Below are 14,972 nucleotides of genomic sequence, written 5' to 3'. Positions count from 1 at the left end.
ATGAACTGTCCAAGCTCAAAAGCAGAGAGGGAAAGGAACTACCATTTCGAACAGTCTATTATGACAAATGACAATTTTTAGTTTTTATCTTTCCCTTTCTTCTGTTGAAAATCTAAACATAAATGTACTAAAAACAGAAATCCTTTTTTATTACAAACATAGGATGACAAAAATGCGCAGACCAACTTTAAACTTGAGCTTTTATCAAAATTCCTTGGATCTTTGGTTTAAAACCTTGCAGGAATGTGCTAAATTCTTTTCAAAAAAGGCATAAGTATGGCTCTCAACTACAATTTAATGCGCTGACTAGGTATATTTTATCTAAAGTTTTTATTTGAGCGTTACTGTAGCCTTATTCGACTTTTACAATTAATGGATTTTTCAGTTGCTGATAAAAATTATCCAAATAAGTAAACCATTGTTTTGCATCGGTAATTTTTCGTGCTTTATTCCAAGCTGCTCCCGTGTAGTACACGATAGGTTCATTATTTACAACGGTCGTTTTTCCTAATATTTGTGTTTTATCTACCCACATACTTTTTACTGGTGTAGTTAGTATAGAACCAACTCCTGTAGTTCCGTCTTCACCAAATGTAGGCTCCCAATATCCCATAATACCTTGTTGTTCATTTAATGAAATAACTCCGGCTTCTGGTCTTTTGCTTAAGCCAACTACAACTTCCATAGGTGGTTTATTTCCATTAAATGTATAGGTATTTTCTACACGATTAAGTTGTGATCCAGCATCTATAGAAATGATTTTTGTAGCTTTAACTTCTATTCCTCCAGCAATCCAGGTGTCGTAAGTTAATTGAAATGTACTGCGCAAAGGCCCGTTGTCCAGCACTAACCATTTGCGATAATTTCCCGAATAGCGAATGCTGTCATTTACATATGGTGCCATATTTCCTGCGCCCAATGTAGTGCCTACGTGGTAATAATCCATTCCGTTGCCACTATCGATATGGTAATTTCCAATCTTATAACGTTCATTAATGACCATTTTATCGGTTCTTTTTACCCAAACATCAAATCCAGAAGCATCTTCCTTTGTGTTTTCTATCGCTTTACCGTAGGCACGAAAGGCTATTTTGTCATTTTCCCAAGCAAAATCATCTTTGCGTTCTGGTACATAACGCGCATAAGTTTTTGTAGCAAAAGTTTCTGGTTTTCCTTTTTGTATTACCAGAGTAAGTGACGCTTTTGCTTTAGCATTAACTTGTACTAAAAGATTTTGAATTGAGGAAAGTCCGCGGTGTTCTAACTGAAAAGGAACTTGCTTTTTTGTCGCCTGATTAATCACAACAAAATTTGCTGTATCTATTTGAGGATAACGTGATAAAACCGTTGCCCATTTTATAGCTACAACAGCTTCTTTTCGTTCCTGAGCCGAATTATTCTGAATGGTTATTGTTGCTTTTCCTTGTGCGAAAACACCTAATGGCGAGACAAAAGCAAGGCAAAGAAAGAGTTTAATCAATTTCATAATCACTTATTTTAAATCGTTAATAGCACAATGATCCATATCTCCATAATCTAAATTTTCTCCAGCCATTCCCCAAATAAAGGTATAATTAGAGGTTCCTGACCCTGAATGAATAGACCAATTAGGAGAGATTACGGCTTGCTCATTTTGCATCCAGATATGTCTTGTTTCTTGTGGTTGTCCCATAAAATGGCAAACACTTTGATTTTCGGGTACTTCAAAATAGAAATAAGCTTCCATACGGCGATCATGAGTGTGCGCTGGCATAGTATTCCAAACACTACCTGATTTTAGCTCTGTCATCCCCATTTGAACCTGACAGGTTTGTACCACACTATTTACAATTAATTTATTTATAATGCGATGATTTGCCGTTTCCATAGTTCCTAATTCTACAATTTCAGCATCGGCTTTTGTTACTTTTTTTGATGGATATTTGTGGTGAGCAGGAGCAGAGTTTAAATAAAATTTGGCTGGAGAATTAACATCTACAGATTCAAAAACTACTTCTTTGATACCTTTTCCCAGATATAAAGCTTCTTTAAAATCTATTTCAAATCTTTCACCATCAGCGGTAATAATTCCTTTTCCTCCTACATTAATGATTCCGATTTCTCTTCTTTCCAGAAAATATTCCGCTTTTAAATCGGTAGGATTAGGTAATACAATTTTTTGGTTTACTGGCATTGCTCCACCAATAATATATCTATCGTAATGTGATAAGGTTAGTTTTACTTGTTCTGCGCTAAAAATAGTTTCGATTAAAAAATTTTCGCGTAATGTTTCTGTATCCATTTGTTTTGCTTCTTTTGGACTTACTGCAAAACGGCTTTCAAAATTGGTATTCATAATAATTTGGTTTGTTTTGTATTATTGAAATTTCAGTTTTTTACACTGTATTTTGGTAATATTATTTTTCATCATTTAGCTTGGCTAAATACTCACTTGGCATACAACCATAGTATTGCTTAAATGCTGTTGAGAAATACGAAGGCGAGTTAAAACCGCACATATAAGTAATTTGCGCAATAGTATGCCGCTTGTTTTGCATTAGCTCGACTGCTTTTTTAAATCGTATCCTTTTTATAAAATCCATAGCCGATTCTCCTGTAATTGCTTTTAATTTTAAATAAAGATTGGATCTGCTCATTCCGATTTCCTTACTGAATTTATCTACTGTAAATTCCGAATCGGCTAAATGTTCTTCGACAATATTTATGGCTTGTTTTAAAAACTCTTCGTCAAGGGCATTAAAAGCGATGTTTTCGGGTACCATTTCTTTTCCAGCCGAATAGTATTCTTTTAATCGTTTGCGGGAGCGTAATAAGTTTGCAATTTTTGCGGCAAGCAAATTTGGCGAAAATGGCTTTGTGATATAATCATCAGCTCCCATTTCTAATCCTTTTATTTGCTGACTCGTTTCTGTTTTTGCAGTTAAAAGCATTAATGGAATGTGTGATGTATTGATGTTTTGTTTTACACGTTTACAAAAATGCAATCCGTCTAGTTCTGGCATCATTACATCGCTAATAATGAGGTCAAATTGTTGAATTTCTAATAGTTCCAGTGCCATCTGTCCGTTGTAAGCAACTACAATTTCATACATCTTGCCCAAATAATCTTGCAGGTAATCCAGAATCTCTTTATTATCATCTACAATAAGTAGTTTGATTATTTGATCTCCATCGGCAGTTTCATCTATTAAAATTTCATTTTCCTGCAGGAGTATATCATCTTCTATAACAAGATTATCGTCTGTTACCATAGATAACTCATATACAGAGTCTTCTACACGCGAATCATTTATATATATAGTTTCTGAAGTAGGAATTGCTACAGTAAAAACTGTTCCTTTTTCCTTTGTACTTTCGGCAATGATTTCGCCATGATGTAGTTCGACCAATCGTTTGGTAAAAGCTAAACCAACACCCGAACCCAAATTCATTTCTTTATTATTTACCTGATAAAAACGATCAAATACTTTAGACAAATCATCCTCGCTTATTCCAACTCCTGTGTCTGCTACTTTTATAAATACTTTTTCATTTTCCTTTAATAATTCTACTTTTATGCTTTGACCACTTTGGGTGTATTTAAATGCATTTGAAAGTAGATTAAACAAGATTTTCTCCATAGCATCTTTATCAAAAGAAAATATAAGTTGCGTTTCTGATGAATGATAGGTGTAATGAATGTGATTTTTTTCGGCAAGTGGTTTAAAGGATTCAAAAATCTCATTGGTAAAACTCACAAGGTCGCTTTTACCTACTTTAAGTTGGCGCGTTCCCATTTCGGTTTTTCTAAACTCAAATAATTGATCAACCAGGTTATATAATCTTTTGGCATTGATAAACATGAGTTCATGTTTCTTTTTGGATGTTTTATCTGCAAATGGTGATTTTAATAAATCTTCCAGAGGTGCCAAAATCAATGTTAAAGGTGTTCTTAGTTCGTGAGATACATTGGTGAAAAAATCCATTTTTACCTGATTAATATAACTCACTCTTTCTTTATCTATTCGTTCTAGTTTTAATTGTTGTAGCGCTTTTATACGCTCAGTAATCATTCTGAAAGCAATATATGCCGCTGTACCAATAATTGCCAACAGCAATAAATAAAACCATATTGTTTTATACCATGGAGCAAGAATTATAATTTTTAAACTTCTTATTGGGCTCATTTCTCCGTTAGGTCCCATTGCTTTTATTTGCAAATTGTAATTTCCTGCGGGCAAATTACTATAGCTTATTTTTAGCTCATCGGTACGTTGCCAATCTTTGTCGAGTCCATCTAATTTGTAATAATAATGGGTACGATTGGCAGATATGTAATTAAATGTATTAAAAAAGATACTGAATTGTTTGTATTCTGGTCCAATCTCTAATTCTTCGGCCTGATCGATATGTTGTTCCAGTATATTTGTTTCATCATCTACAGCAACGGTTTTATTTAAAACTTCCAGTCCTGTAAAACTAAGTTTTAGCGGAAGCAATTGCTGCTTAACCATTGCAGGATAGAAATATGAAATACCTTTTATTCCTCCAAAAAGCAACATTCCATCTTTGGCTTTGTAGAATGAATACTCATTAAATTGCTTGTTTTGAAGTCCGTCACTTTCGTCAAAAGTTTGTATAGAACCACTGTCGGGATTAAATTTAATTAATCCGCTATTAGTCGAAATCCATAAATTATTATCTTCATCTGGAATTATGCCGTAAATAGTTCCTTTTACAAAGTCGTTTTTTGTTTTAAAACTGATAAAAGATTCCTGCGTTTCATTATATAAACTCAATCCTTCTCTTGTACCAATCCATATTCTGTGCTTTTTGTCTTCGGTAATACAATTGACAATATCTTCGCTGACTTTTCCGTGTCCGATGTTTCCAAATAAAAGATTATCAGGATAAAACAGCGTAACTCCGTTGGTAGTTCCGATCCAGATTCGATGCTTACTATCTTCAAAAAGAAAAGTAATATCATCAGAAGTTGGTCGTTTGCCAGCTTTATCTAAATGAATATGTGTAAATGATTTTGTTTCTGGATGAAATTGATCTAATCCTGATCTTGTTCCTACCCAAATACGTCCTTTATGATCTTTAAGAATACTATAAACTAAATCGCCCGCAATAGAACTTGGATTGTTTTCGTCGTGGCGAAAGCGCTGCACATGACCACTATTTGGGTTCAATAAATTTAATCCGCCGTTGTGAGTCCCAATTAATACATTGCCGTTATCATCAAAAGCAATGGCTTTGATATTGTTAGAACTTAGACTATTTGGGTTATTCTCGCTGTTTGAATAATAGCTAATTGTATTATTATTTTTGTTCCAATAATTTACTCCTTTGTCATTCGTTCCAATCCAAAAATCACCTTTTGGATCTTGCTTTATAACACCGATAACTTCGTCATTTAAGGATGGTTTACCCGAGTTTTGGCTTAGTAAATTGAACTTAATATCGTTCTTATGATAGTAATTGAGTCCACCATAATACGTTCCTAGCCAAATTCCGTTTTGATTATCCTTAAAGAAACAACGCACCGAGTTCTGACTAATGGTGTAAGGCTGTGATATTTGATGGTAGTAATTTGCAAAAGAATTTGCCTTAGGATTAAAAATAGTAAGCCCTTTAAAAGTTCCTAGCCAAATATTTCCTTCGGTATCTTTACCAACACATCTTATATTATTATCGGCTATACTGTTGGTTCCTGAGTTGTGCAGGAGGGAAGTAGCTTGCCCATTCTGGCTATTATATTGTATTACTCCGTATCCTTCGGTTGCTACCCATAATTTTTTTCCATCTACATAAACATCATTAATATAAGGCTTTTTTGCTCCTAGATTAATTTTGATTAATTCGTGTGTTTTTGGTTTTAATTTAAAAAGCCCAACATCTGTTCCTAAAATAATTTGTTGTTGCCAAACGCCGATATAGGCTATTTTTTTTACTTCGTGTGATGAAGCATTAAACTTTATTGTAGTGAAATTTTCGGCTTCGGGAGTAAGCATAAATACATCTCCTGCTATTGATGTAGCCCAGATTCTATGCGCATTATCTTCTGTTATTGATGATATATACCATTCGCCAAGACTACGCGGAAGTTTATAATTAACAAAATTGTCTGTATCGTAATTATAAACGCTGATTCCTTGGTTTCCTCCAACCCATAATTGCCCTTTATGATCCTTAAACAAGCTTCGGATGTAGTAGGATTGTAAGCTGTTTTTAGCTCCTTTTACGGGTCTGTATACTTTAAAACCTTTACTATCATAACGATTTAAACCATCTTGAGTTCCAATCCAGATAAATCCGAGTTGATCTTGCTGAATTGCAAAAACTGAACTTTGCGATAAGCCTTTATCAACCGAAATATTGCGAAAATATCGGTCTTGCACTTGGGCGTGACTTTTTATTGCAAAAAGCACAGTGCACAAAAGGGTTATTATAGCAATCTTTTTTCTCATGGTAGTTTAAATAATTCTTGTTTTTTTCCTGCAAGGTCTTTTTTTGACCTTGTAGGTATTGTAATTAAATTGTGATGATTTTCACAAATTCTATTTTCATTTTTACTAAAGCCTTATCATTCATCATCATTTCTTAAACCTCCAGCTAAAGCAGGAGGTTATTCAATGCGTTAAGCTGAAGCAATCTAACTTTTTTTTTACTTTAAAAATATAATAAATTTCGATTAAATGAACTTAGATAACTTGTATAGTTCACTTTTTTAATTCTTATCGTATTTAGCTACATCTGGTAATTCATCTACAACCTCTTGTTTGTTTACTTTGGAACCTTCCATTTCTAACAAAATAGAACTTCCCATAACTTTAGGGATATATGTTTTTCCTTGAAATTTAATTGATATACCACCATAATTAAATAATGATTTTACTGCTTTGCCAGCTACTTGTAATGCCGCTGGTTTTTCTCCATTTAATTGTGCTTGTATTTCCCAATCTCCAACTTGTAAATTGTATAATCCATCTATGTTTGAAACCGTTTTAATTACTTCAGTTTTACCATCTTTAACTTGTATAATGGTTAAATATCTGAATTTTGGTTTAGATTCTGATGTAATTCCTGCGTGCCATTGATCTTTAAAATCTTTTATTTCGCCTGTATCATTGGTTACTTTGTTCCAATTAACCGCTGCTTCAAAAAACTTGTTGTGTACCTTCATATTCAAAGGACTATTAGCAAAAACACTTGCCGTTACGCTACCTAAATCTGTTTTTACTGTGAAGTTTTGTTGGTTTGTGTTTTCGGTATTTTGTGCTTCGATTGTGTAATAGGGGCAATGAAATTGCGTTGTCCATTTTACTGGTTTCTTAGCTTCTAGTTCATCATACAATACAATATACCCACCATCTAGTTGTAACATATGTCGGCGATATAATGTTACTCCTGGATCTCCATAACCATTTTCTTTATTTGGAACTACATTAATTTGATTGAATCTATTCAGCCAAAATTCACTTTTAATTTCGCCATAAGCGTTACTTGCATCACCTAAAGCATATTGAATATGTTGTCCCGAAATAGCACGTGGTGTCCATCCGTAACCTTCTTCTCCAATTTTCTGACTCAAACTATCTACCAAAATTGTATTATATGCCTTGGATGTACGATAATACAAAAGGTTATGCTTATCGCTAAAGTTGCTATAATACCCAGTTCCTCCAAAGATTACTTTCCCTTTAAAGTTTACTGTAAATGCATTTTGCGAAGCATGTCCATGTCCTGAAGCACCAAATGGACTACTGAATAAATAACTGCTTAGTGTTTTATCGGCTTTAGCCAAATCTTCGTGCATTGCTATTACTCCGACATCACCAAACTTGCGTGTTTTAGGCAAATCAGTAGGCGAAGAAACAGGTAAATTTCTATTTGGTTTAAAGTTTAATAATCTAAATAATAAGTAATCATCTGTTCCTCGAAAATAGTCTGGATGATCTTTTTTTATTCTATCTACATACCAGTTTAAATACGGGTTATCTATTTTATAAGTAAGCGCATCTGCAAACCAAGCTTCTCCTTTTACAATGTATGGTATGTTTTCCCATATGTCCCCAATGGCGGTACTTGCCCCATCATTAGGATGTGTATATAACATATAATAAGGTAGATTTTGCATCCATGGTAGTTTAAAATAATCTACTCCACTAAAATCTCCAAACATTTGAGAAAGGTAGATAATAGATTTAAAGTTTACTCTAAAATAGCCATTCCCTTCATGCCAGCCTCCATCGGTTGTGCCTAATACAGGAAAACGTGCCGACCAGACTTCGTACATATACGTAAGCCATTCTTTGGCTTCGGGCACATCATTTATAACTGCTACTGTTGCAATGGCTAAATTGCGCATGGTGATTTGCCATACGTGATTGTCACTTACATGCAACTCAAAACGGTTTGGCAAATGATTATAAACTCTTTGTGCTCTAAGTGTAATTATATTTTTGAATAATTCTTTTTCCTGTGGATTTAAAAAATCATATCCGGCATCATAAAACCAACCTAATGCTTCGAGAACTGCACCGCTTGTAAAATCATCCCCTGTGGCTAAACCATCGGGATTCATATTAGCAATATTTAATGCTCTGCGTTTTGCATCTAAAATAAATCGTTTGTCCTTGGTTAATTGATACGCAATACACAAATTACGTACTGGTGTACCTACGGCATCTCCAAAACCATGGTACATTCTTTCAATAATTAACTTTTTTTCCAGTGCATTTTTCCCCGTTGTATCAATTACTCTTTGAGGTTTCTCTGTAGGAAGGGGAGCTAACATCAGTTTTTCAGCGAAAGCGATAAACGTTTTGGCTTCTGGATTTTCCAGATTATTTTTATAAAAATCTTCACCTATGCGATTCATATCCCATAATAGGGGATGTGAACCTTGGTTTCGTTTTAGCACTTCGGTTATTGGTGGAGATACTTTTTCATTGGCATATTTAGCATCAATTACAAAATCATAAACAGTAGACCAGGTCCAATGATTGCTGCCTTTTAAAGCATACGCATATTTCCAGTACCATTTTCCTGGTTTTAATGATTGATGTAACGGATAAACAGCCCAACGCTGTTCTGAACTAGTAAGCAGCTCTTTTGTAAAATTTATATCACTTGCCAACATTACTTTGTAACGTACATTGCCAATATTAGGATCTTCTGGTACTGCACTTCCGCTTTCCATAGGTTTTACCATGGTTTTACCATTGGTTGCAGGCCAAAGCAGGGCTGGAGTATTCGTTGGCACCGTTATTCCGTTTATAGGATAAGGCCATTCGCGTACTCTCGAATGCAGTTTTTCTACGTTTAATTTGATTGTTGCTGGTTCTTGTTGACTAAACGCGTTAAACGTGATTAACAATAACAAAGCAATTATTTTTTTCTTTATCATGATTCTTTTCTTTTCATCTGATTTATAATCCTGATACGAAAGTGTCTCCATTTATTTTGCACCAATTTTTTAAATAATTGCGCATTTCTACGAGTTTCTTTTTATGTGATTTATTTACTGCCAGATTAGTTATTTCTCCCGGATCTTTGCTCAAATCAAAAAGTTGCTCTTTAATCTCTCCTTTATTATAAACAATATATTTATAATCTTTAGTAATTACGGCACGACCACTTATACCTAATAATTCTTCGTTATCGGCAAAATCAGTTTCTATAACTAGTGTATCACGTAAGTCTAGCGCTGGATTCTCAATTTTTTTACTAATATCAATTCCTTTTAAATAGGTAGGTTTTTCTACGCCAGCAAATCCACAAATGGTTGGGATTATATCGATACCATTACAAACCAACATATCATCGGTGCGAGGTTCCCATTGTCCTATTTTTGAAATGATAAAAGGTACTTTTGCGGCTTCTTCATATAATATTTGCTTTTGGTTCCAGCTATGACCTGCATAACCATCGCCGTGATCTGCTGTAAAAACAATGATGGTGTTTTTTTCGATACCATATTTCTTTAATGATGCCAATACCATTTCGATATAATTATCTACTTTTTCGACTAAGCGATTATACGCCCAACGGTATTGTCTCCATTGGTCTCCGCTCCAGTTTACAGTAGGATAGGTGCGGGCACTTACTTTTTGCTGATCACGTACTATTTGTGGTTCGTTATCTGGAATTCTCCAGTTAATCGGCAATGGCGGACACTGATCAACTGGAGGTGTTTTGGCCAATACATCCATTTTTAAATCTTCATCTCTTGCCCATTCGCAAATATCATGAGGATTTAAAAATGAAGCTACTAGCAAGAACGGGGTGTTTTTATTCTCTTTGATAAATCGGGCACAAAATGATGGTGTAGCTGCATCATTATAATCCTGAAAATTGGTGTTCTCTATGTATTCAAAACCATGTTGACTCTTTTTTGTAGTAGGAACTGGCAAATGCCATTTGCCTACGTAACCTGTTTTATATCCTCCGTTTTGGAAGATTTTGCCCATCATTAATAAATCATCTGGCCATTGTCCGTCTTTTTCTGGTGCATTGCCTATAAAACCTGTTTCATAAGGCATTTTTCCGCTAAAGATCGCTGTACGGGATGGCGTACACAGTGGTTGTGCACAATAAGCTTTGGTAAAACGAACTCCGTTTTGTGCCAGCTTATCCATTGCGGGTGTATGTAAGTCTTTGTTACCCGCAATACTCATCGCATCAGCAGTTTGCTGATCGGTCATGATAATAAGAATATTTGGACGTTCTTTGGTTTGAGCAATACTCATTAATGGAGTAATTATCAATCCTAGTACGCATAAAAGCAAAATGTTTATTCTAAATTTCATATCTACTTATATTAATAGATTAGCTTATTCTTGTTATTATTTTTAACACATAGTCCCATCCCATCCCGAAGCTCAATGTCATTAAGATAAGAAAAACAGCAGTTATACTGTACCAAATAAATCTCTCGCAAAGTCGCCAAGCCGCCAAGTTTTCGCCTAAAATCTTTGCGCTTTTGCGTCTTTGCGAGAAAACAATTAACCATAATTAGCTCAAAAGGGCTTAACTTAATGACATTGCCCGAAGCTTTTGGATCGGTATCGGGACTATGCTAATCCTATTTTTTTCAAATTAACATCAACAAATAAAACTATTCTTTTACTACCCTTTAAAACCACAAAACGAATTTAATCATCAATGCTTAATTAGGGTTTTAATTTTGTTCAAAATGATATTAAATTCAATTAAAACCCGTATTCAGCAACTTTCTAGTTTGGTAATTCACTAGAAAAGATTCAATTGACAATTATTATTTCTTAGACTTATCGCTTAATGATTTTCCAAAATCTCTCCATATTTGGAATTCTTCTGGAGTTAGAATTGATTTTTCTTTTACTGATATCTCTTTTCTCCAAGCTTGTAGTTTTTCTTTTTTTTGTTCTTCAGTAAGTGTTGCATCTTCTTTTATTGCTTTTTGAGTTTTTCCATTCTCTGCAATTAAATTATGCATTTTGAGTTTGTTTTCATCACTAAGTTTCATGACTGTAAAAATGGAATCTCTTAATATTTTCATATTTTGAGGCTTGCTTTGTCCAAATGTAACTGTAGTCATTAAGGCGAAGCTTAATACCAATAGTATGTTTTTCATAATCATAATTTTTATTTGATTGATTTTTTTAAAATGCAAAAGCTAAAGCAGCTGTTTGACTTCCTACTAATTCTTTTGGTATTTCTATCACAACAGAATCTCCTTCTTGTTTCCAAACTACATTTTTACCTGTAGAAATTAGTTTTATTTTTTTTCCATTTGTTGGGATATTTCCTTTCCATTTTATTGTTGCAGGAATTGTTGTTCCTTCTTTTATACAAGAAATGGCATATTTCTTTTTCCCATCTTTTGATTGTGTAAACCAAGTCGAACCATCGTTATAGTTTTCAGTGATTCGTGTTCCATAAATGGCTTCACCATTCACTTTAAGCCAAGCACCAATTTCTTCTAATGGTTTATTAATATATTCTGGAAATTCACCTTCAGCCGTTGGTCCCCAGCCTAAAAGTAGGTTACCACCTTTGGCTACAACTTCTGCCAACGTTTGTATTATCCAAGTACCTGATTTTATTGGTTTCTTTTTTGTATATCCCCAACCTTTAGCTATAGTAAGGCAAGTTTCCCAAGGATCTTTTAATTGTTCTTTTGGGATGGTTAATTCTGGTGTACGATAGTTTTCATAAGATCCGTGTACGGTTCTGTCTACCACTAAAATCCCAGGTTGTTTTTCTCTTGCCATTTTAGCGATTCTAGGCATATCTACATCTTGCGGATAGGGTGGATAGTAGGATTTGCTACTTTGTACATATGCTTTTTCCATTTCTCCTGGCTGAGGATTTCTAACCCAACCACCATCTAACCATAAAATATCTACTTTGCCATAGTTCCCTAAAACTTCCCCTATTTGATTATAAGTGAAATCTTTAAATTTTTTCCATTGTTTTGGAAATTCGTTTGTGTTATAATTTGCATTACGATTTACTGTTGCAAAACGTGGCCACCAAAAATATTCTGAATGCCAATCGGGTTTAGAAAAATAAGCGCCAATCATCATGCCTTGTTTACGATATGCTTCAAAAATATATTTGGTTACATCGGCTTTTGGGTTGTTTGCAAATGGCCCATTGGTAACTTTAAAATCACTCTGTTGAGTATCGAACATCGAATAGCCTTCATGATGTTTGGTAGTAAATACCAGATATTTCATTCCTGCATTTTTAGAAATTTCAGCCCATTTTTCGGGATTAAATTTAACAGGATTAAAGCTTTTTGATTGATCCCAATACCATTTTTTATATTCTTCGTATGTTTTTGTAGTATCTCTTCTTTTCCAAAGTTCGTTAACCAAAGGCCACGATTCATTCATGGCGGTTATACTGTAAAGTCCCCAGTGTAAAATAACTCCAAATTTTAAATCCTGCCATTTGTCTAATTTTTCACGAACTAATGGATCTGTAGGATATTCGTATTCGCCAGAAGCTTCGTGAACATCTACTTGGGCTTGCCCAAAAAGTGGAAGAAAAAAAACGACTAATAAAACTATTATTTTATACATAAATCTATAAATTAATATTTAGGATTCTGACGCGTAATTGACTTATTTACATCTGTTTCATTTTGAGGAAACGGATACAATTCATGTTTACCGCTTACAAAGTTTGTTACAGATGGATAAAAATAACCCGAACGAATCAGTTTTACTGCTGCACTTGTCTCGGCTATTTTATCTGCCAAAATTCCCCATCTTATTAAATCGGCTCTACGCATACCTTCGTTACTAAGTTCCCAAGCTCTCTCTTGTTGTAATGCCTTAAGAAAATTAGCTTTGCTTAATCCTGTTGTAAGATTCATTTCTGTAGTTGTTAGTTTTGGTAAAACTCTTGCTACAGCAGTTGCTCCTGAACCTTTTCCGTCTACACTGGTAATCGTTACAGTAGGCTCAGATGTATATCCATCTCCTGAACGTAACATACCAATTGTGCTAATACCACCACTTGCTAGTGTAACTACTGCAGCCGCAGCATCTGTACCACCACCACCAGTAATTTTTATTAAAACATTGGCTGCCGATGTATATCCTGTTCCTTTATTTTTTAAATCAATAGCAATTCTACTACCTGCTATATCACCACCAAATGCTCTTTTTCTTACCTGATTAATGGCATCATAAGCAATGGCATTTGGTCCTTCGTTTAATTCATTTTCTACTTCGGCACGCATTAACAATAAGTCTGAATAACGCATCACCACCCAGTTTATATGGGTATAAGATCTCTCTTGCGTAGAATTAGTTTGATATTCTCTATTCCATTTTGCAGCTGTCCAGCTTTCGTCTTGTTTTGCGGTTAAAAGGGCTACTTTATTTCCCTGTGCATTAATTGTATAGGTTGCTATAGAGAAATCTCGTCTTTGATCTCCTTCGGTAAAGCTATTATAAAATGGTTTTGGTACTAAGCATCTGCCTATACTAGTAGGATAAACTCCGTTTGATGTTAATGCTCCATTAAAATATCCAACCCAAGATCCATTCTCTTTTGCTCCGGCAGAATTAAAAAATGCAACCTGAAAAATATTTTCTGTAGGTTCTAAAACGTGCAGACATTGGTTTTTAAATACTTTAGAATAAGATGGATTTAATTTATATGGATTTTGCGCCATAATATCATTAATTTCCTTTTGTGCTAATTGGTAATATTCTTTGTAATTAGCTGGGCGTTTCATCGTTCCGTCTGCATTTAAGGAATATCCACCTGCAAAAAGAGCCACTCTGGCAAGCATGGCTTTTGCAGCCCATTTATTAACGCGTTCATCTACTGGTGTTTGAACTGGCAAGACAAGCGCAGCTTCTTGCATATCTTTTATGATTTGTGTGTATATTTCATAACGATCTACAAGTCCTCCTCTAAGATTATCTCCTGGTTGTGAGCTTTTTGTTTTAAAAGGAACATCTCCCCATAAACGTACTAACTCTGAATAGTAAAAACCACGCAAAAATTTTGCTTCGCCAATCATTCTGTTTAGTTGATCTTTTTCAGCTTGACTTCCATTTAAATACGAATCCATTTTAGGTATTCTCTCAATCACCACATTTGCTCTGTCTATGCCTTCGTATAATTTACTCCATACAAGGTAGAATGTGTTTGTTTGAGAAATTCCCTGGTAATGTGCTACAGTACGCCAATCATCAGAACCTATTCCGCTTAATTGACCAATATCTGTATCGGCATCAAAAGTTAATGAGATATTCCAACCATAACTATCTACAGATGACATTGGCTCATAAACTCCTAATGTTGCCATATAGGCTTCATTTATATTACTAAAAAAAGCATCCGTTGTAAAGTAGGAGTATGGTGTTACTTCTAGTTCTTTTTCGCAAGAATTAAGCGGTAATAGTAGGCAAGTTATCCCAGCTATTGCGATTGTTCTAAAGGAAAATATATATTTTTTCATTTTTTTAAGCTTTAAA

At 34.5% G+C, this 14,972-nt stretch carries 8 protein-coding genes; all 8 read right to left on the bottom strand.

Annotated features, from left to right (window positions below):
* Positions 1–352: 352 nt before the first annotated feature.
* The 8 genes from OA93_RS05685 to OA93_RS05650 all read right to left on the bottom strand — a co-directional run bounded on the left by OA93_RS05685 (position 353) and on the right by OA93_RS05650 (position 14,956).
* On the bottom strand, positions 353–1,486 hold the full coding sequence (locus OA93_RS05685; protein WP_039112148.1) for a DUF4861 family protein: 1,134 nt from the start codon (positions 1,484–1,486) through the stop codon (positions 353–355).
* Positions 1,487–1,492: 6 nt separating this feature from the next.
* On the bottom strand, positions 1,493–2,335 hold the full coding sequence (kduI, locus tag OA93_RS05680) for a 5-dehydro-4-deoxy-D-glucuronate isomerase (protein ID WP_039112147.1): 843 nt from the start codon (positions 2,333–2,335) through the stop codon (positions 1,493–1,495).
* Between the two features lie 61 nt (positions 2,336–2,396).
* Positions 2,397–6,452: a two-component regulator propeller domain-containing protein gene (locus tag OA93_RS05675; RefSeq protein ID WP_039112146.1), complete on the bottom strand. Its 4,056-nt coding sequence runs from the start codon at positions 6,450–6,452 to the stop codon at positions 2,397–2,399.
* Between the two features lie 260 nt (positions 6,453–6,712).
* On the bottom strand, positions 6,713–9,445 hold the full coding sequence (locus OA93_RS05670; protein ID WP_240474684.1) for a DUF4962 domain-containing protein: 2,733 nt from the start codon (positions 9,443–9,445) through the stop codon (positions 6,713–6,715).
* A complete protein-coding gene (locus tag OA93_RS05665; protein ID WP_039112145.1) occupies positions 9,417–10,796 on the bottom strand; it encodes a sulfatase-like hydrolase/transferase in 1,380 nt (459 codons plus the stop codon). The genes OA93_RS05670 and OA93_RS05665 overlap by 29 nt, the downstream gene beginning before the upstream one ends.
* Positions 10,797–11,263: 467 nt before the next feature.
* A complete protein-coding gene (locus OA93_RS05660; protein ID WP_131474458.1) occupies positions 11,264–11,602 on the bottom strand; it encodes a hypothetical protein in 339 nt (112 codons plus the stop codon).
* 28 nt (positions 11,603–11,630) lie between these two features.
* A complete protein-coding gene (locus OA93_RS05655) occupies positions 11,631–13,058 on the bottom strand; it encodes an alpha-L-fucosidase (RefSeq protein ID WP_039112143.1) in 1,428 nt (475 codons plus the stop codon).
* 11 nt (positions 13,059–13,069) lie between these two features.
* Positions 13,070–14,956 (bottom strand): RagB/SusD family nutrient uptake outer membrane protein, encoded by a 1,887-nt coding sequence (locus OA93_RS05650; RefSeq protein ID WP_039112142.1) that lies wholly within the window; start codon positions 14,954–14,956, stop codon positions 13,070–13,072.
* Positions 14,957–14,972 lie beyond the last annotated feature (16 nt).

It is taken from the genome of Flavobacterium sp. KMS (genome assembly GCF_000813005.1).
Lineage (GTDB): Bacteria > Bacteroidota > Bacteroidia > Flavobacteriales > Flavobacteriaceae > Flavobacterium.
Note: the sequence above shows the minus strand (reverse complement) of the source record. Positions and strands in the feature narration are given on the sequence as shown.